Genomic DNA, 19,989 nt, shown 5'->3' with positions numbered 1-19,989 from the left:
CAGCCCGTCGCTCCCGCCCGTCCGGCCCCAGGAGTCAGCATGACCGCCAGCACCGCAGCCGCCCCGAGCCGGGCGCCCCGTCCGCCGGCCGCGGATCGGTCCGCCCACCCGACGCCCCGTCCCGGGCACGGCGCATCGCTCGCCGGCCTGGCCGGTGATCTGTGGCGGTACTTCGTCGACGCGGACTTCCGACGCACCGACGCCGAGACCCTGTTCACCGCCCTGCCGGTGCGGGCGCCCGTCCTGGGCCTGCCGAACTTCTGGGTCGTCTCCGGGTACGACGCGGTGCGCCGCCTGTCGACCCGACCCGAACTGGTCATGCCCCCGGCCCGCTTCCCCGCCGAGGTGGCCGACCGGCTCCCGGGGTTCGTGGACTTCTTCACCCGCTCGCTGTCGTTCCTGCCCGGCCCGGACCACCAGCGGCTGCGCGGTGTCCTGGGCCCGCACCTGTCCCCGGCCGCGGTCGACGGGCTGCTGCCCCTGGTCACCGACCTGGTGACCGATCTGCTGGGTCCGGCCGACGGTCGGCCGGTCGACCTCGTGTCGACCGTGGCCGAACCGCTGCCCGTCCTGGTCACCGCCCACCTGCTCGGCGTCGACGCGGTCGACCACCGCTGGCTGACCACCCGGGTCGCCGGACTGCTCGCCGTGCTGCAGACCAGCTTCCCCGGCGCCGGCGACCGCCCCGCCCACCCGATGGACGCCGCGGAGTTCGCCGAGCTCGCCGAGCTCGCCGAGCACCTGGTGGACTCCCCGGCAGCGTCCGGACGTCTGTTGGCCGGGATCCAGACCTCCTGCCGGGCCGGTGATCTCACCCGCGACGAGGCCACCCGCCTGGTCCTGCTGCTGTTCATGACCGGGGTGGACACCGTCACCACCGGGTTGACCAACACCGTCCACGTCCTGCTGGACCACCCCGGCGAGTGGGACCGGCTGCGCGCCGGCACGGTGTCCGCGCCCGCCCTGTCCGCCGAGGCCCTCCGGGTGCTCACCCCGTCCTCCTTCGCTTCCCGGACGGTCACCACCGACCTGCGCATCGGCGGGTCCACCCTGCGGGCGGGGGACGCCGTGCTGCTCTGCCTGGCCGCGGCCAACCGTGACCCCGCCCGGTATCCCGACCCCGGCGCCTTCCGCCCGGAGCGCACCCCCGCCGGATCCGCCGCCTTCGGGTTCGGTCTGCACCACTGCCTGGGCGCCGCCCTGGCCGGTGTGCAGACCACCGCCACCCTGCAGGTGCTGGCCGACCGGGATGTGCGCCGCGCCGACGACCGGCCGCTGCCCTGGCGGACCGATCTCACCTTCCGCAGCCCGGCGGCCCTGCCGGTCGTCCTCGGCGGCGCACGGTGAGCGGGCCCACGACGCAGGATCACCGCTCGCGCCGGCGATCGTCCCGGCGCACCCCCGTGGTCCCGCAGGCCGGCGACACCGACTGCGGTCCGGCCGCGCTCACCTCCCTGCTGTGGTGGACCGGACGCCCGGTCGCCATGGCCGAGGTCACCACCCGCTGCGGGACCGGTCGTGACGGCAGCCATCTCGCCGACCTGGTGCGCGTCGCGTCCGGGTACGGCGTACGGGCGCAGGGCGTCCGGGCGTCCTTCACCGGGACGCCCGGCGACGCCGATGTGCTGCACGCCCTCCCCGGGCCCGCCGTGGTCGTGCTCACCGGGCACCACGTGGTCGTCCTCGAGGAGGTCCGGCGGACCCGGCGGGGTGGGTACCGGGTGCACCTCAACGACCCGGCGACCGGCCGACGCCGGATGCCGCTGGGGCAGTTCGTCGGGGCCTGCGGTCCGGTCATGGTGGTCGTCCCCGACACCGAGCGGGCCGCCGGGCGCATCCGTCGCCTGCCCGACCCGACCCCGCTCCGGCAGTGGTGGCGCGACGAGCCCCGGTCCAGTTCCGCACTGGTGGCCGTCGCCGTACTGCTCGGCGCCGTCGCCGTGCTGACCTCCCTGCTGGTCACGGCGATCGTCCGCGGCGCGGCCGATCCGACCGGGCCGGCCGGACACGGGCCCGCGCTGGCCGCGTTGGCCGCGGTGGCGCTGGCCGCGCACTGGGGTCAACGTCGGGCCCGATCGGCTCTGCTGCATCGCAGCTCCTCGCGCCGCGGGGAGGAGTTCGTCTCCGCCCTGCTCACCCTGCCGGCGGACTGGTTCCGGAACCGCTTCACCGGTGAGGTGGCCACCCGCAGCCAGCGCATCGACGGCGCCGCCCTCCAGGTCGCGACCATGCTCGTCAGCGGCGGGACCCAGATCATCACGGCCGTGGCCGCGCTCGTCGCCCTGACCCTGCTCGCCCCGGCCGCCGCCCCCCTGGTGCTGGCCGGCCTGGCCGTCGACCTGCTGCTGCACCTGGCCGGGCGGGCGGCGGAACAGGCTTCGGCCGATCGGGCCACGGCCGCCCGCAGCGCCTGCGACGGCGAGATCATCAGCGCCCTGGTCGGGATCGAGACGGTGAAGGCCGAGGCGGGCGGCGGGCTGCTGCACGCACGGTGGACGGCCGCCCGCCACCGCAGCGTCCTCGAGGAGGACCGGAGCGCGACGCGCAGCCGGCTGCTGCGCCGGGCCGGCACCGCCGTCGACCAGACCGTCGTCCTGCTGCTGCTGGTGCTCATCGGTACCGGCACCGTGACGGTCGGACCCGGTGGACTGCTGGCCGTGGTCGTACTGGCCGCGATGGCCCAGACCGCCGGCGGCGGGCTGCTGCGCCAGGGCCTATTCGACGTGGCCGCCCTGCGGGCCTGTCTGCGGGGGGTCCGGGAGGTCCACGACGCCCGGACCGCGCTGCCCGCCGACCGGCCGGCCGACGGCGAACCGGACCCGGCCGCGATGACCCCGAGCTCGGCGCCTCCCGCCGAGGTCTGGACGAGTGCCGTGACCCTGACCGGTGTCGCCGTCGGATACCACCCGTTCCGGCCGCCGGTCCTCGCCGACGTGGACCTGCTCGTCCCGGCCGGCCGGATCACCTTCCTCACCGGCCGGACCGGATCCGGCAAGTCCAGTCTGGCCAAGGCGGTCGCCGGCACCCTGACGGTGCAACGCGGATCCATCGTCGTCAGCGGGTCCGGGTCCGGGTCGGGGACCGCCTACGTGCCCCAGCGGCCCGTCCTGCTGGAGGGCACCCTGGCCGAGAACGTGCTGTTCGGCGGGCCGGTCGAGTTGACCGGCCGGCTGGCCGACGCGCTGGCTGCGGCCGGTCTGACCGACGTGGTGGCCCGCCGGGGCGGTCCGGGGTGTCCGGTGGCCCAGGACGGCGCGAACTTCAGCGGCGGCGAGCGTCAGCGGATCGCCCTGGCCCGGGCGCTGGTCCGGCGGCCCGCTCTGCTGGTGCTGGACGAGGCGACGAGCGCCATGGAGGAACCGCTGGAGGAGGCCCTGTTCGCCGGCCTGCGGGACCGGGGGCTCACCGTGCTGGCCGTGGCGCACCGGCTACCCACCCTGCACCCGCAGGACCAGGTCGCCCATCTCGCCGCCGGGACCCTGCGCGTGCTGCGGCCCGCCGCCGCGCCGGAGTCCGGTGCCGGCGCCCTGTCCCCGTCCTTGTCCGCACCCCGGGTCGTGCCCCTGCCCCTCGCCGAGGTCGTCCGATGACCACCGTCGACACCCTCCCGTCAGCCCCCACGGCGACGACCCTCACCCGGTTCGCGCTGCGGGGCAGCGCCGGCGCGGCCACCGGATCGCTGCTGGCGGGCCTGGTCTCGACGGCCGCCGGACTGGCCGTCCCGCTGCTCGGCCTGGCCGCGGCGACCGACGCAGGCGGCCACCGGACCCGCTGGGTGGTGCTGGCCGTGCTCGCCGTCGTGCTGTCCGCCGCGGCCGGCCTCGCCGCCGACGCGATGTCCTGGCGGATGCAGAACCGCGCCTACCGCCGCGTGGAGTCGGCGGTGTGGCGGGCGCTGCTGGCCCTGCCCGCCTCGTTCTTCGCCCGCCATCCGCTCCGCGTCGTCGTCGGGCACGCCTCCTCGGTGTCAATGGTGCGGACCCTGCTGGGCGCCGCGGGCATCGACACCGCGCTCGCCGCGATCAGCGCCACCGCCTGCAGTGCCGTGCTGTTCCTGCTGGACTGGCGCATCGCCCTGGCCGGCCTCGGCGCGGCGCTGGCCGTCCTCGCGGTGGTGACCGAGCTGTCCCGCCGTCAGCAGCGCCACGACCGGACCGTCTTCGAGAGTGTCGACGACGTGCAGGCCGTGCTGTACCCGGCCCTGGTCGGTATCGACGAGGTGCAGGCGTACGGCGCGCAGGAGCTGATCCACCGGCGCTTCTCGGCGGCCTTCGCCCGGCAGCGCACCGCGGACGACGCCGGGCTGCGCCATGCCGAAGCGGCCGAGGCCCTGCTGGCCGCGACCCCGGGCATCCTGTTCGCGGTCCTGCTGCCCACGGCCGCGGCGGTCTCCCCCGACGTGGTCACCCTGGCCCTGATCACCGTGGTCACCGTGCAGTTCGCCGGGGCGCTGGCCCGGCTGGCCGGTGCGGTTCCCGCGCTGTTCGGGATCGCCCTGGCCCGGCACCGCCTGGAGCCCGTGCTCTCGGCCGAGCCCGAGGTCCCGGCCCACGCCGCGTCGGTGCCCGGACTCTCCGGCGGGTGGGAGTTCCGTGACGCCGACTTCGGCTATCCGGACGCGGCCGCGCCGGTGCTCCGCGGGTTGACCCTGCGGGTGCGACCCGGGGAGTTCCTGGCCGTGGTCGGTGCGTCCGGCTCGGGCAAGTCCACCCTGCTGCGCGCGGTGCTCGGCCTCGTCCCGGCCACCGCCGGCACCGTGCTGGTCGACGGTGCGGACCTGCGTGGCCTGGACATCGACGACATCCGCCGCCGGATCGGCTACGTGCCCCAGGACGCCCGACTGCCGCGCGGCACCGTCCGGTCGGCGATCCTGCAGGCCGATCCGGCCGGTGACGATCTGCTCGACGGACCGGGGCCGGACCCGCAGGCAGACGCCCGGGCCCTGGCCGCGGTCGAGAAGGCCGGTCTGGCCGAGGATCTGGCCGCCCTCCCGATGGGCCTGGACACCCGTGTCTCCGACGGGGACAACGGTCTGTCCGGCGGGCAGAACCAGCGTCTGCTGCTGGCCCGGGCGCTGGCCCGGGACCCCGCCGTGCTCCTGCTCGACGAGGCGACCAGTGCCCTGGACGACGCGACCCAGGACCAGGTCGCCCGGGCGGTCACCGGCCTGGGTCTGACCAGGATCGTGGTCGCCCATCGCCTCTCGACCATCCGCGGGGCCGACCGGGTCGTCGTGCTGGCCGGCGGCCGGATCGTCCAGGTGGGTCGACCGGGCGACCTGCTGGACGCACCGGGCGAGTTCGCCCGGCTGTTCGGTGCCGGGTCCCCACCCTGAGCCCCGGCGCCCCGCCACAGCCCACCACCACCGGCTCCCACCCGCACCGCCGGCATCGATCCGGCGCCCGCCCGCCCCCGTCAGCAGCCCCGGCCCCGCCGCGGCGACCGGAAGGACCCCCGATGACCACCACCCTGCAGTTCGCCCGCGCCGCGGCCGTCACCACCGTGCCGGGCGACGGGATCTACCTGACATCCGAACGCGGGGGCCGGACCCGTCTGCACGGACGCGGGATCGCCCTGCTGGCACCGCTCCTCGACGGGTCCCGGACCCGGACGGCCCTGCACCGCGAACTCGCCGGCGGCGCGCTGACCGCAGCCCAGCTCGACCAGGTGCTCGACGCCCTGCTCGCCGCCGGGCACGTGGTCGACGCCGACCCCGAGGTCGACGGCCGGCAGGCCGGCTTCTGGGAACTGGCCGGACTGGACGGTGACCACGCGGTGCACAGCGCACGCACCGCCGACCTGGCCTACCTGACCCTGGGCGGGGTCGATCCGACCGACCTGCTGACCCAGGCCGCCGCCACCGGGCGCACCCTGCACCGGCTGGCCGACCCCGAGCGGATCGGCGAGCACCGGCTGACCCTGGTGCTGACCGACGACTACCGCCGGCCCGAGGTGGGCCGGCTCAACGAGCTGGCCCTGGCCCGGTCGGCCACCTGGATGCTGGCCAAGCCCATCGGCTCGGTGGTGTGGGTGGGCCCGCTGATGGTGCCCGGCACGACCGCCTGCGCCCAGTGCCTGGCCACCCGCCTGCAGGCCAAGAGCCTCACCGAGTCCTACCTGCGTCAGCGCGGGGCGGTGGCCGGCAGCTTCACCCCGCCGCCGGCCGACCTCCCCGTCACCCGGGCCCTGGCCGCCTCGCTGCTGCTACTGCACGCCGAGCGGTGGCTGAGCGGGACCACCGCCCGGCACCACCGACCGGACCCGACCGGGGCCGGCGCGGGGGCAGGAGCACCGACGCCGGACCCGGAGCGCATCGGCGACGTCTGGTCGGTGGACATGATGACCTCGGCGGTGGACCGGCACGCCCTGGTCCGCCGACCGCAGTGCCCGGCGTGCGGGGATCCCGAGCTGCAGGCCCGGTTGCAGCGCCGTCCGGTGGTCCCGGTGTCCCGCCCCAAGGCCCGGACCTCCGACGGCGGCCACCGGGCCACCTCCCCGGAGGACTTCGTCGAGCGGTTCGCGCATTTCGTCAGCCCGGTCACCGGACCGGTCAACCACCTGGTGAAGATCCCGATGGACCTGCCCGGCATCCACACGTACAGCGCGGGACAGAACTTCGCGATGCCCATGCGGACGGTGGCCGACCTGCGGGCCGGTCTGCGCAGCACCAGCTGCGGCAAGGGGATCAGCGACATCCAGGCCAAGGCCAGCGCGCTGGGCGAGGCGATCGAGCGGTACTCCTGCGTCTTCCACGGCGACGAGGCCCGCCAGGTGGCGGCCCTGGCCGATCTCGACCCCGCCGACGTCGTGCACCCCAACGAGCTCCACCAGTACAGCGAGCGCCAGTTCGCCGAGCGGGACGCGTGGAACAGCCGGCCCTCGCACTTCCACTGGGTCGGTGACGCCCTCGACCCGACCGCACCGGTCGAGTGGACCCCGGTCTGGTCGCTGACGCAGCAGCGCCCGAAGCTGATCCCCACCGCCACCCTCTTCTTCGGCTACGGCAACACCGAGTTCCCGTTCCACGCGGGGGCCAACTCCAACGGCTGCGCGGCCGGCAGCAGCCTGGAGGACGCCGTCCTGCAGGGCTTCTTCGAGCTGGTGGAACGGGACGCGGTCGCGCTCTGGTGGTACAACCGCACCCGCCACCCGGCGATCGACCTGGCCTCCTTCGCCGACCCGTACTTCGAGCACTGGCAGCGCACCTATGCGGGCCTGGGCCGGCGGACGTGGGTCCTGGACATCACCACCGATCTCGACGTGCCCACCGTCGTCGCGGTGTCCTACCGGCCCGACAAGCCCGCCCAGGACATCCTCTTCGCCCTGGGCAGCCACCTGGACGTGCGCATCGCCATCGGCCGCGCCCTGTCGGAGATGAACCAGTTCCTGCCGGCCGTGCTGAACGTGGAGACCACCGGCCGGTACGCGTTCGACGACCCCACGCAGATCGACTGGTGGACCACGGCGCGGATGGCCGAGCACCCCTACCTCGCCCCGTCCGACGCGCCGGCCCGGGTCGCCGCCGACTACACCGACGCGTCCACCACCGATCTGGCCCGGGACATCGAGGTCGTCCGCGAGCGGGTGGAACGCGCCGGCCTGGAGATGCTCGTGCTGGACCACACCCGGCCGGACATCGGCCTGCCCGTGGCCCGGGTGATCGTGCCGGGCCTGCGGCACTTCTGGCCCCGCTTCGCCCCCGGCCGGCTCTACGACGTGCCCGTGGCCCTGGGGCTGCTCGACCACCCGACCGCCGAGGCCGACCTGAACCCCGTCGCGATGTTCCTCTGAGCGCACCAGCGCCCGCCCCGCCCCGTCCAGACCCCAGCCTCCCCACCCACCCCCGCACCGGAGGTCCGCCATGACCAGCACCCTGTCCCGTCCCGCCGCCCCCGGGGCCGTCGACGTCCCGCACGCGCGCACCGTCTTCCGGACGGGTGTCGACCTGGTCGAGGAGGGCGGCGGGGCCGTGCGCCTGGACTTCCTGGGCCGGGAGGTGCTGCGGTTCCGCGGGGTGACCGACAGCTCGCAGGACCGGTTGCGGCACATGACGATCGGCGGGACGCCGGTCACCACACCGACCCCGGGCGAACGGCCCGGGAGTGATCCGCAGCTGGCCGCCATCCTGACCCGGTGCCGCATCTTCCTGGCCCAGGCCGTCGTGTCGGGCGGGCAGCGACTGCTGGAGATCGAGCGGGTGGGCAGCGACGAGCCGGTCCAGCCCACCGCGCTGCGCGACGAGGACGAGGTGCAGCTGTCCCGCCTGGCCCTGGCGCACCGGTTCCGGGACGAGATCGCCTGGCAGGCACCGGCCACGGGCGCCCGGGCCGTCATCGGGCACCCGGCCGTCTCCGCCCTGCTCGACCGGTTGGCCCGCCGCCGACGGGTGGACGACGCACTGGACCGAGGGCCGGCCGGGAGCCCGGGCGGCCCGGCGGTGCCGGAGCCGACACCGGCCGCACTCCGGGCCGTGCTGGAACTGCTGACCGGCGCCGGCATCGTGGAACGGGCCACGACGCGACCTGCGGGATCCGCCGGGCCCGGCGGTCCGGCGCTGCTCCCGTCGGAGTCCGACCCGGTCCTGCGGCAGTGGGAGCTCGCGGACCTGTTGTTCCACACCCGGTCCCGGCTGGGTCGGACCGACGCCCCGTTCGGCGGGCGCTTCCCGTTCGTCGACGTCCTGGATCCGCAGCCGACCGTCAAGGCCCTGCCCCCGGGGCGGCGCCTCGATCTGACCGTCCCGGACTTCACCGAGATCGCCGACCGCGACGGCAGCGTCCTGGAGGTGATGGAGGCCCGTCGATCGGTCCGCGGATACGGCTCGGCGCCGATGAGCCTGGACGCTCTCGGCGAGTTCCTCTACCGGGTGGCCCGGGTGCGCGGGTCCTACGGGCCGCGACCCACCGCCGGGATGCCGTACGCGGCGACGTCCCGGCCCTATCCGTGCGGCGGCGGGGCCTACGAGCTGGAGTTCTACCTGACCGTCCGCCGGTGCGACGGTCTGGAGACCGGTTGCTACTACTACGATCCCGCCGGCCACGCCCTGATCGCCCTGGACACCCCGCCGGCCGCGCAGACCGCCCTGCTGGACACCGCGTCGACGTCGGCCGGTGGCACCGTCGTCCCGGACGTGCTGATCACCCTGACCTCCCGCTTCGCCCGGGTCAGCTGGAAGTACCAGGCCATCGCCTACGCGGTGACCCTCAAGCACGTCGGGGTGCTGTACCAGAGCATGTACCTGGTGGCCACCGCGATGGGCCTGGCCCCGTGCGGGTTGGGCAGCGGGGACAGCCAGATGGCCGCCGACGCCTTCGGTCTGGACTACCTCCAGGAGTCCTCCGTGGGGGACTTCCTCCTCGGCTCGCTCCCCGACGCCGCCCCCGCCCCGAGCGGGGTGGCGCCGACCGACTGGCGCCCGGGGCTGTCCCCGGACTGGCCGCTGGCCGCCGCCCGGCGCCTGGAGCGCCGGCGCGATGCGTGACCTGCTCGTCGGTCGGCAGGGTGGCGTACCGGTCGCCGCTCTGGACGTGCTCGCCGCGCCCGCCCTCGTCGCCGCGGTCGGCGACGTCCTCGACCGGACGGACCGCGCCGCGCTCCTGGGCGCCCGGGTCGCGGACGATCTGCACGATCTGGTCCCCGGGCTGTCCCCGCCACTCCGGCGCACCGCGCTGACGATCCGCCGGTCCGTGCACGCGGGGTGCTGTCCGCCGGCGGTGGCGGCCGCAGCCCGGGCACTGGCCCCCGCCCTCCCGGCTCCCTCCGCGCTCCGGCTGCTCGGCTGGGTGCGGCTGCACGACCGGCTGACCGATGCCCTGGCCACCGCCGGTGACGCACTCGCCGGATTGGACCGGGGCGCTCGCGCCGCCATCACGGTGCTCAGCGAACCGGACCTGCTGCGCGGGCTGGCCTTCGCCAGCCCGGCCTTCGCCACCACCCTGATCGACGGGCGCGTCGATCCCCGGGCCGGGTCCCGGTCGACCCGGACGGCGGTGCAGTACCTCACCCGGGCAGCCCTGAAGCCGAGCCCCTTCTCGAGCCTGGGCACCCTCGGGCTGACCGGTTGGTCGACCGGTCAGGAAGTGCCGATCGGTCCCGACAGGCATGCCGGCGGCGAAGCGCCCGTGGCCGGGCGCAGCAGCTTCCGGCCGCTGGCCATGGCCCTGCACCGGGCGTGCTGGGGTGATCCGGCCGCCTGGCTCGGGTCCACGCCGCCCTCGCTCCTGCTGCCCGAGGTGCACCGCGTGGATCAGGTTCTCGTCAGCCTCCTGCCCACGTACCAGCGCGCCCAGGGGGTCTGGTTCCGCCAGGACGAGCCCGGCGCCGTGGGCGTGGTCCCCGACGACCCGTCGACCGCGTCCACCCCGACCCGCTCAGCCCCTACCCGCTCAGCCCCCACCAGCACCGCCCCCGCCGGCACCGCCCCGACCAGCACCGCCCGGCTGGCCGCCACCGATCCGGCCCGGGCGGTGCGCACCGGCGCGGCCGCGGTGTCCACGCCCTGGTCGCTGCCGGATCCGCTGCACCTGGCCGGCCTGCCCGACTCGCTCGCCGGCACGGCACTGCCGCAGGGGGTGCTCAAGCAGGTGCGGGCAGCGGCCGATGCCGAGGCGGACCTGGCCACGGCCACCGACGCCCGCCAGGTCGTCCGGGCCACCGACCGGCTGCGGGCCGCCGCCCGCGAGGTCTTCGCCGAGCTGGGCGCACCCGCCCCCGACTGGCTGGAGCAGGCGCCGCTGGCCCACGAGACGGTGGTCCGCCGGCCCGCCCCGCCCACCGGTGGCCGCACCGCGGTGCAGCGCGTCGAGCGCGACCTCGCCCGGTCCGTGCAGGTGGCGCCGGCCTACCGGGCCCTGGTGCGGTCGTTCGTCCGCCGGCACGGCTCGGGCGGCCGGACCTCGCTGCTCGACTTCTGCGTCCGCACCCTCGTCGAGGTCGAGGCCCGATCGGTGCCCCCGGACCTGCGGCCGCAGCCGGTCGGCGATCTGCCGCGCGGCCACGGAAGCCTGGCCCGGCCGGCCAGTGCCGTGTTCTTCCAGACCCTCCCCGACGACCGGGTGGTGCTGAACGCGGTGGCCCCGGCCATGCTCGGCAGCTGGGCCCGCTGGTGCGGTGAACCCGCCCTGGCCACTCCGCTGGGACTCCAGGTGCGGGCCCTGTCCGCGGCGCGGCACCCGGCGGTCGAGGTGTTCCAATTCGGGGCCGCCGCCGACTGGACCACCGTGCAGCGCCCGGTGTGCGCCGACCTGCCGATGGTGGTCTGGGGTACCGAACGGGCGGCTGCCCTCTCGACCGGCACGCCGGCCCCCGTCGAGCTGAGCGCGTTCACGCTGCGCCACGACCCGGCCACCGACACCCTGCAGATCGACGGAGTCGGCGGCCCCGCCGCCCTGGTCTACACCGGCGCCGTTCCGCCCTACCTGCTCGGCGGGGTACCCGCCCTGCTGGCCATGATCGCCGATCCGTGGACCGTGCGGCTGGACACCGGGGATCCCCACGGCACCCCGACCGCGGCCGGTGTCCGCGCGGTCCCCCGGGTCGAACGCGCCGGGGCCGTGCTGCGGCGGGCCGCCTGGCACCTCGCCGCGTCCCACTGGCCGACCCGGACCGCGCGGCGGGGTGTTCCGGGCCTGCTGGAGGTGGAGCGGTTCTTCCGGCGCCACGACCTCCCCCGGGAGTGCTTCGTACGCCGGGGCGGGCGGGACAAGCCGCGCTGGGTCAGCCTGGACCACCCGCTGACCGTGCTCACCCAGTTCGCCGAGCCGACACCGCCCGGCCCGTGGACGATCACCGAGGCGCTACCCGGACGGGCGGAGTCGGCCGGGGCGACGACCGGGGCAGGAACCGGGGCGAGGCCCGCCGCGCACGTCACCGAGTACCTGGCGGTGCTCGACCATGGCTGAGGTCGTCGGTCGCCGTCCGGCACCGGGTGCGTCCCCTCCCCCTCCGGACGCGGTCGCCACGGCCACGGACTGGCTGTACCTGCGGATCGGGCTCACCGCACTCGCCGAGACCGAGACCGTGCTCCGCGACCGGGTCGGCCCGTGGGTCGACCGGCACCGGCCGGCGGGGTGGTTCTTCCTGCGGTACCTGGACGCCGGCGGTCCGCACCTGCGGCTGCGCGTGCACGGGGCCGCGGGTACCGCCGCCGGGACGGAGCTCATCGACCGGCTCCGGGACGCCGAACCGGGCGCACCGCCCCGGGAAGTGGTCGAACGGCTGCACACCCCGGAGTACGGCAAGTTCGGCGGTCCGGCGGGAGTGGCGCTGGCCGAGCGGTTGTCGGTCCTGGGCACGCGCACCGCGATGGATCTGCTGGCCCACCGGGCGGACGTCCCCACCCGCACCCTCGGCGCCCTGCACCTGCGGGCGGTCACCGCCGGGCTGCCGGCCGGGCAGCGCCAGGGGTTCCTGTACTCCTACGCGTGGTACTGGTCCGGGCGGGGCCGTCTCGGACCGGGCGGCCCGCCCGGCGCCGCGTTCGCGACCGCCGCCCCCCGGGGCTCGCTGACCGCGGAGCTGGACGCCGCAGCTGCCCGCCCGGGGATCGGCCCGATCATCCGGGCGCACGCGGCGGCGTTCTGGGCCGAGATCGACCGCGCCGACCCCGCGCGGTGGGGACACTCCCGGTGGCTGACCCTGCACCACCACCTGCATCTGCAGGACAACCGGCTCGGCCTGCTGCCCTCGCAGGAGGCCGCGGTCGCCCGCAGCCTCTGGCGGGAAGGTGCGCCGGGGGCCGACCGTCCCGGCGCCGATCAGCCGAAGACCGTGGCGCTCCGGTCGACGGGAGTGATGGCACCGGAGGCGATCTCGGTGGCGTAGTGGCAGGCGACCCGATGGCCGGGCTGGAGTTCGAGCAGCGCCGGCCGCTCGGTGTCGCACCGGGTGGGTTGCCGCCACGGGCAGCGGGTGTGGAACCGGCACCCACTGGGCGGGTTGGCCGGCGACGGCAGATCACCGGTGAGCAGGATCCGTTCCCGGGTGTCCTCGACGACCGGATCGGGCACCGGGACGGCGGACAGCAGGGCCCGGCTGTACGGGTGCAGCGGGTCGGCGTACAGGTCGGTGCTGGTCGCCTCCTCCACGAGCGAGCCCAGATACATGACGCCCACCCGGTCGGCGATGTGCCGGACCACGGCCAGGTCGTGGGCGATGACCAGGTAGGTCAGACCCAGCTCGGCCTGCAGGTCCTCGAGCAGGTTGATCACCTGCGCCTGCACCGAGACGTCCAGCGCCGACACGGGTTCGTCGGCCACGATCAGGTCGGGGTTGACCGTCAGCGCCCGGGCGATGCCGATGCGCTGCCGCTGCCCGCCGGAGAACTCGTGCGGGAACTTGCGCAGGGCGCTGGTGGGCAGACCGACCGCGGAGAGCAGCTCGCGCAGCCGGGTCTGGGTGGCGGAGGTGGAGTCGGCCAGCCCGTGGGCCTTCATCCCCTCGACGAGGATCGACTGGACCGACTGTCGCGGGTCCAGCGAGGACAGCGGGTCCTGGAACACCATCTGCATGCGGCGGCGGGCCCGGCGCAGCGGCTCGGCCTTCAGCTCGGCGATGTTCTCCCCGTCGAACAGCACGGACCCGGCGGTCGGTTCGACCAGACGCAGGATGCCGCGGCCCAGCGTGGTCTTGCCGCAGCCGGACTCGCCGACCAGTCCGTAGGTCTCGCCCCGCCGCACGGCCAGGCTGACCCCGTCCACCGCGTACACGTAGCCGACGGTCCTCTCGACGAACACCCCCCGGCGGATCGGGAAGTGCACCGCCAGGTCGTTCACCTCCAGCAGGATGTCCGCGCCCGCCGTGGCGGCACTGAGCTCGGCCGCGGGGGCACCCGCCGTGCCCTCGGCCAGCTCCTGCTCGTGCAGGGCGCCGCCGTCCACCGCCCCGGCGTACTGCTGTTCCAGCGGCGTGAGCCCGGACGTCTGCAGCGGGTCGACCCCGCCGGCCTGGCTCATCGCGCCGGTCCCTTCGTCAGTAGCGCGCCCGGCTCACCGACGGGGACCGGGTGGTGGCAGCGCAGCAGGTGGCCGCCGGGGTCGACCGGGGCCGGCACGAGCTCGGGCCGCACCTGTCGGCAGGTGTCGATCTCGCGGAAGCAGCGCGGCGCGAACGCGCAGCCGCCCGACCACGGGATGTTGTCCGACACCGACCCGTGGATGGGTACCAGCCGATCCCCGGAGGTGTCGTCCAGCCGCGGGATGGAGGCGAGCAGCCCGTGCGTGTACGGGTGCTGCGGGGCGGCGAACAGGTCGTGCCGTTCGGCCCGTTCCACCACCCGGCCCGCGTAGAGCACGTTGACCTCGTCGCACAGCCCGGCGACCACCCCCAGATCGTGGGTGATCATGATCAGTGCGGTGCCGTGCTCGACGACCAGCGACTTCAGCAGGGCCAGGATCTGCGCCTGGATGGTGACGTCCAGCGCGGTGGTCGGCTCGTCGGCGATGAGCAGCCGCGGTCGGCAGGCCAGGGCCATCGCGATCAGCGCGCGCTGGCGCATGCCCCCGGAGAGCTGGTGCGGGTACTCCTTCAGGCGGCGGGTCGGGTCGGGGATGCCGACCTGGTCGAGGAGGTCCTTGGCCTCGCGCATGGCCACGGACCGCTTCATCCCGCGGTGCCGCTCCAGCACCTCGGTGACCTGGATGCCGATGGGCACCACCGGGTTCAGACTCGACATCGGGTCCTGGAAGATCATCGCCAGGTCGCGTCCGCGGCGATCCCGCATCTGTCCGGCGGACAGCGTCAGCAGGTCGGTGCCCTCGAATCCCACGCGGCCGGAGATGCGGGTGCTGCGCCCGGCCAGCAGCCGCATGATGGCCAGCGAGGTCACCGACTTCCCACAGCCGGATTCCCCCACCAGGCCGACGGTCTGGCCGGGGGCGACGGCGAAGCTCACCCCGTCGACGGCGACGAACGGATCGAGCCCGCGGCGACGGAACTCCACCCGGAGGTCGTCCACCTCCAGCAGCGCCCCGGAACCCGAGGCCGACGGAGAGGGTGACTGGGGGGACGACAAGGGGGACGACATCGCGGTCACCGCCGGTTCTTCGGGTCGAGGGCGTCCCGCAGGGACTCGCCGAGCAGGGTGAACCCCAGGGCGATGACGATGATCGCCCCGGCCGGCCAGAAGGCCAGCCCGGGATGGGAGTCGATGCGATCCTGGGCCTCGCCGAGCATCTGGCCCCATTCGGGTGTGGACGCGTCCTGCGACCCCAGGCCCAGGAAGGACAGCGCGGCGGCGTCCAGGATGGAGATGGCCACCACCAGGGTGGACTGCACGATCACCGGGGAGATCGAGTTCGGCAGCATGTGCCGGAAGACGATCGGCGCACGTTTGACGCCCAGCGCGCGGGCGGCCAGCACGTGGTCGGAGTCCCGCTGGGCGAGCATCTGCCCGCGCAGCAGCCGGGCGAACACCGGGATCTGCACCACGGACACGGCGATGATCACGCTCGTCAGGTTCGGGCTGGTGAACAGCACGGCGATCGAGATGGACAGCAGCAGGCTGGGGATGGACAGCAGCACGTCGACGATCCGCATGACCACGGTGTCCACCCAGCCGCCGAACGCGCCGGCCAGGATGCCCAGCGCCAACCCACCGATCAGGCCGATGGCGGTGGCCAGCACACCGACGAGCAGGGTCTGCCGACTGCCGATCACCAGGCGGGAGAACAGGTCCCGGCCCAAGGTGTCCCCGCCGAGCAGATAGCCCGGCTGGGGCGGGGCGATCTGGTTGCGGGCCCGGGACGTCTGTCCGATGAGCAGCTGGGCGGCCGGGTCGTGCGGGGCGATGAACGGGGCCACGATCGCGAGCAGCACGAACAGGGTGATGATCACCGCGCCGACCCAGAACAGCGGTGAGACCTTGAGCCGCCGCCAGGCGTCCCGGAGCACCGAGACGCCGGCGTCGTCGGCCTGCACCAGGGTGTCGATCCGCTCCTTGCGGGCGGTGCCGTAGACGGCCATCAGAGTTCCGTCTCCTCGGGTCGGCGCGCGGTGGACGGGGCCGGTGTCATCGGACCCGGATCCGCGGGTCGACCACGGCGTACAGCAGGTCGACGATCGTGTTGACGATGACGAAGGCCGCCGCCGCGGCCAGGATGACCACCTGCAGCACCGGGAAGTCCTTCTTGGTGAAGGAGATCGACAACGCCTCGCCGATCCCCGGGTAGGCGAAGACCTTCTCGGTGAGCACTGCGCCGGCGAGCAGCGCACCGGTCTGCAGACCCGTCACGGTGATCACCGGGAGCATCGCGTTCCGCAGGATGTGCCGATCGCGGATGGTGGCGTTGGTCAGCCCCTTGGCCTGGGCGGTGCGGACGAAGTCCTCCGTCTGCACCTCCATCACCGAGGAGCGGGTGATCCGGAAGATCACCGCGAACGGGATGGTGCCCAGCGCGATCGACGGCAGGATCAGGTGTTTCAGCGCGTCCCAGGACGCGTCCCACTCACGGGTCAGCAGCCCGTCCAGGACGAAGAACCCGGTGACCCGGGTGGCGTCGATCCCGGGGGTCTGCCGACCGGACGGCGGCAGCCAGCCGAGCTTGACGGCGAAGACGAACTTCAGCAGGAAGGCCAGGAAGAACACCGGCACGGCGATGCCGATGAGGGAGACGATGACCCCGCCGGTGTCCAGCGGGCCGCCGCGGCGACGGGCGGCCAGGTACCCCAGCGGCACACCGAGGATCAGGGCGAAGAGCATGGCCCCGATGGCGAGCTCGATGGTGGCCGCGAACCGCGCCGTGAACACGTCGACCGCCGAGGTGCCCGGGGCGACCCCGGTGGACGTGCCGAAGTTGCCCTGCACGACCCGGCCGACGAACTTGAAGTACTGGACGAACACCGGCTGGTCCAGGCCGAGGACGGCCTCCAGCTCGCGGCGCTTGTCGGCGGTGGCCCGGTCACCCAGGATCGCGGAGACCGGGCCGCCGGGCAGGCTGCGCAGCCAGACGAACAGCAGCAACGAGAGCACGACGAGCACCAGGATCAGCTGGCCCACCCGCCGGACGGTGTACCTCAGCACGGGCGCAGCCCTCGTCCGACCGGCCTGCGCCGGGTCCTTCCTGCAACCACGTCCTGTCCCATCCCTGATCCGCCGGCCGGAGCCGGGTCGACCTGTCGTCCGCTCCCGCAGAACACCGGACGGGGCCGGCGCCGGGACACTCCCGACACCGGCCCCGTCCTGCGCTCAGCTCTTGGAGACCCCGACGAACTTCTCGTCGGTCAGCGGGCTGGGCACCAGGCCCTGCACGTTGCCGGCGACCACGATGGCCGGCGGGGAATGCGAGATCGGGACGGCGGGCAGATACTCGCCCATCAGCTGCTTGTTCAGGTTCTCGTAGGCGGTGGTGCGCTCGGCCTCGTCCGGGATGGTGTCGGCCGCGCCCAGGGCGTCGGACAACGTGGTTCCCCAGCTGGCGTACTCGGTGCCGAAGCGCGACGTCGGATCGGAGAAGAACGTCCCGATGAAGTTGTCCGGGGTGTTGTAGTCACCGGTCCAGCCGAGCAGGAACAGGTCGGCCTGCTGGGCGTCGACGCCGTCGAGGTAGCCACCGTTCCAGGGCTGCGAGGTCTCGTTCACGGTGATGCCCACGGCCTCGAGGTCGGCCTTGAACGCGGTGAAGACGTCCCGCGGGTTGGGCATGTACGGCCGGGAGACCTCGGTGGGCCACCAGAAGTTGACCGTCAGGTCGCTCTTGCCCGCCTCGGCCAGCAGCGCCTTGGCCTTCTCCGGGTCGTAGCCGTACTGGGTGACCTGGTCGGTCCATCCGTCGACGGTGTTCGGGTAGAACTCCTGGGCCACCTCGGCCCCGGTGGGCAGCTGCGAGTCGACGAACTGCTGACGGTTCATCGCGTAGGCGATGGCCTGGCGCACCTTGAGGTCCTGCAGGTCCGGGTTCTTCTGGTTGATCCCGACGTACAGGACGTTGAAGGCGGGACGCACCGCGACGTTGAAGCCCTCGGCGGTCAGGCCGTCCCAGTCCGCGGGGTTGGGCAGGTCGTAGCCGTCGATGGTGCCGGCCTGCAGCTCCTGCTTGCGCGCGGTCTCCTCCGGGATGATCTTGAAGATCAGCGTGCCGACCTTGGCCTTCTCGCCCCAGTAGTTGTCGTTGCGCAGCAGGGTGACGGTGTTGTTGGCCTGGTCGTAGCCGCCGAAGGTGAACGGGCCGGTGCCGGTCGGGTGCTCCAGTGCGTAGGCCGGGTAGACGAACGAGTCTCCCTCGGCCACCACGTTGTTGCCGTCGTACTGCTCGATCGCCGTCGGCGACTGGATCGAGAAGGACGGCAACCCGAGGATGGCCGGGAACTTCGAGGTGTACCGGGTCAGCGTGATCACCGCGGTGTCCGCGTCCGGGGCGGCGCAGGAGGCGTAGACGCTGGGCGTCCCGGAGTCCTTGAACCCGCCCATGGTGTCCGACCAGTACTGGGCCTGGGTGGCCCCGGCCCCGGTCTGGGAGTACATGCGGTCCAGGTTGAAGCAGACGGCCGCACCGTCCAGCGGGGTGCCGTCGTGGAAGGTGACCCCGTCCTGCAGGTCGAACGTCCAGGTCAGGCCGTCCTCGGAGGACTCCCAGGAGGAGGCCAGCGACGGGGCGACGTCGGCGGTGCCGGGGGTGAAGGTGACCAGGCCCTCGTTCAGCTGCCGGGCGACCCGGAAGGTCTCGCCATCGGTCGCGTACAGCGGGTCGAACATGCTGGGCGCACCGGCGGCCCCGAAGATCAGCTGGTCGTCCGACCCGCCCGTCGCCCCACCGGACTCGCTCCCGGTCGCGCCGGAGGAGGAGGACGGGGCCGAGGACGCCTCGGAGGCGGCGCCGCCGGACGAGGTGGTGGCGGCGGTGTCCCGGTCGGAGCTGGCGCACGAGGCGAGGCTGACGGCCAGCAGGGCGGCCAGGCCGGCCCCGGCCAGCGGCCGGATCGGGTGATGACGGGTCAGACGCCTCACGGAGGTCCTCCAGGGTGGGTCGGCGGCACAGGCGGGCGGAACCGGTGGGCGGTTCCGCAGCACAACACCCCCGCCGGGTCCGGCGCGGGTTCTGCAGACCGTAAGGGGCGCGTGAGGTGACGGCCCGCCGGTTCATCGCATCGTTACCTGGATGAAGCACGGGCCGGCCGCTCACTCGGAGAGAATCTGCCGTCCAGGGGCCCGTTCGGCGCAAACTCTGCGCAGGTCCGGGGCTCAGCCGAGGATCGTGTGGCGGGGCCAGCGTGGCGGGGGCCGGCCGGGAGGACGAAACACGGACGACCGGGGCGGGGTGGGAGCAGGCGGGCGGGACGCCGGTCGGTCGGCCCGGCCGACAGCCGGCCCGGAGATCATCCGGACCGGCTGCCAGGTCGAGGCCCTCCCGAGACGCACGAGGGCGTGGGACACCCGTCGCCGGGTGTCCGCCCACCGGCCGACACCCGAGCGGACGTCAGCCGACCTGCTTGAAGTAGATGGCGTTCTGCAGGCCGGTTCCGGTACCCGTCCTGCTCACGGTCCGCACACACGTGCTGGGGTCGACGCTGTACTGCTCCCACGAGAAGGCCGTGGACTGGAACCCGAGCTGATAGATGGCACGCGAGTCCGTGGCGGTGGCGGTGATGGCCGTCTGGAGCGTTCTGCTGATGCTGGCCGAAAGCGAGATGCCGACGGTCGCCGAAGCGGAGGCGAAGATGGCACCGGCCTCGGCCGTGGCCGACGCGGAGATCGTCCCCGTGGCGCTCACCGTGGTCCCGACGGTGACGGTGGTGCTCTGACCCGGGTCGAGGACGACGGCCGCGCTCCCGTCCGGTGTGAATGTCTCGGTCGCATTGGAGACCGCGTACTGGTTGTTCACCGCGTCGCAGTTGACCGGCACCGCCATCGCCTGTCCGGCCAGCGGACCACCGACGGTCAGCGCCACCGCCAGCGCTCCGGCCGACACCATTCGCGTGACGCTCCTGCTGACATCCGACCTGACACCCATTGTCTCCACCCGTCTCTCGGTCACGCGCATGTGCTCGGTGCGCCGG

The 19,989-nt window shown here is 74.1% G+C and carries 13 protein-coding genes; 7 read left to right on the top strand and 6 right to left on the bottom strand.

From position 1 onward, the window contains the following. Window positions 1-39: 39 nt before the first annotated feature. The 7 genes from J2S58_RS16030 to J2S58_RS16000 all read left to right on the top strand — a co-directional run bounded on the left by J2S58_RS16030 (window position 40) and on the right by J2S58_RS16000 (window position 12,822). Complete coding sequence (locus tag J2S58_RS16030) at window positions 40-1,347, top strand: cytochrome P450 (protein ID WP_205256394.1); 1,308 nt, start codon at window positions 40-42, stop codon at window positions 1,345-1,347. Window positions 1,348-1,403: 56 nt separating this feature from the next. Further along, a complete protein-coding gene (locus tag J2S58_RS16025) occupies window positions 1,404-3,590 on the top strand; it encodes an ATP-binding cassette domain-containing protein (protein WP_205256395.1) in 2,187 nt (728 codons plus the stop codon). After that, window positions 3,587-5,335 (top strand): ATP-binding cassette domain-containing protein, encoded by a 1,749-nt coding sequence (locus tag J2S58_RS16020; RefSeq protein WP_205256396.1) that lies wholly within the window; start codon window positions 3,587-3,589, stop codon window positions 5,333-5,335. The genes J2S58_RS16025 and J2S58_RS16020 overlap by 4 nt, the downstream gene beginning before the upstream one ends. A 122-nt stretch (window positions 5,336-5,457) precedes the next feature. Next, entirely contained in the window at window positions 5,458-7,791 is a 2,334-nt protein-coding gene (locus J2S58_RS16015; RefSeq protein WP_205256397.1) for a TOMM precursor leader peptide-binding protein, read from the top strand. A gap of 70 nt (window positions 7,792-7,861) precedes the next feature. Next, complete coding sequence (locus J2S58_RS16010) at window positions 7,862-9,481, top strand: SagB/ThcOx family dehydrogenase (RefSeq protein ID WP_205256398.1); 1,620 nt, start codon at window positions 7,862-7,864, stop codon at window positions 9,479-9,481. Beyond that, window positions 9,474-11,900: a hypothetical protein gene (locus J2S58_RS16005; RefSeq protein ID WP_205256399.1), complete on the top strand. Its 2,427-nt coding sequence runs from the start codon at window positions 9,474-9,476 to the stop codon at window positions 11,898-11,900. Before J2S58_RS16010 ends, J2S58_RS16005 begins: the two co-directional genes overlap by 8 nt. Beyond that, complete coding sequence (locus tag J2S58_RS16000) at window positions 11,893-12,822, top strand: thiopeptide-type bacteriocin biosynthesis protein (protein ID WP_205256400.1); 930 nt, start codon at window positions 11,893-11,895, stop codon at window positions 12,820-12,822. The genes J2S58_RS16005 and J2S58_RS16000 overlap by 8 nt, the downstream gene beginning before the upstream one ends. Here J2S58_RS16000 and J2S58_RS15995 read toward each other — a convergent pair. From J2S58_RS15995 to J2S58_RS15970, 6 genes are all read right to left on the bottom strand, one after another. Beyond that, on the bottom strand, window positions 12,756-13,952 hold the full coding sequence (locus J2S58_RS15995) for an ABC transporter ATP-binding protein (protein WP_205256401.1): 1,197 nt from the start codon (window positions 13,950-13,952) through the stop codon (window positions 12,756-12,758). The two genes, J2S58_RS16000 and J2S58_RS15995, sit on opposite strands and share 67 nt — an antisense overlap. Next, window positions 13,949-15,022, bottom strand: coding sequence for an ABC transporter ATP-binding protein (locus J2S58_RS15990; RefSeq protein WP_205256402.1), 1,074 nt, complete (start codon window positions 15,020-15,022; stop codon window positions 13,949-13,951). The genes J2S58_RS15995 and J2S58_RS15990 overlap by 4 nt, the downstream gene beginning before the upstream one ends. Before the next feature lie 5 nt (window positions 15,023-15,027). Then, on the bottom strand, window positions 15,028-15,960 hold the full coding sequence (locus J2S58_RS15985; protein ID WP_205256403.1) for an ABC transporter permease: 933 nt from the start codon (window positions 15,958-15,960) through the stop codon (window positions 15,028-15,030). Between the two features lie 46 nt (window positions 15,961-16,006). Beyond that, window positions 16,007-17,017, bottom strand: coding sequence for an ABC transporter permease (locus J2S58_RS15980; RefSeq protein ID WP_205256404.1), 1,011 nt, complete (start codon window positions 17,015-17,017; stop codon window positions 16,007-16,009). Window positions 17,018-17,182: 165 nt separating this feature from the next. Continuing rightward, entirely contained in the window at window positions 17,183-18,940 is a 1,758-nt protein-coding gene (locus J2S58_RS15975) for an ABC transporter substrate-binding protein (RefSeq protein WP_306828887.1), read from the bottom strand. A gap of 469 nt (window positions 18,941-19,409) precedes the next feature. After that, window positions 19,410-19,904: a hypothetical protein gene (locus J2S58_RS15970; protein WP_205256405.1), complete on the bottom strand. Its 495-nt coding sequence runs from the start codon at window positions 19,902-19,904 to the stop codon at window positions 19,410-19,412. Window positions 19,905-19,989 lie beyond the last annotated feature (85 nt).

This window comes from Nakamurella flavida (assembly GCF_030811475.1).
Lineage (GTDB): Bacteria > Actinomycetota > Actinomycetes > Mycobacteriales > Nakamurellaceae > Nakamurella > Nakamurella flavida.
This window is presented reverse-complemented; position numbering and strand designations above follow the sequence as displayed.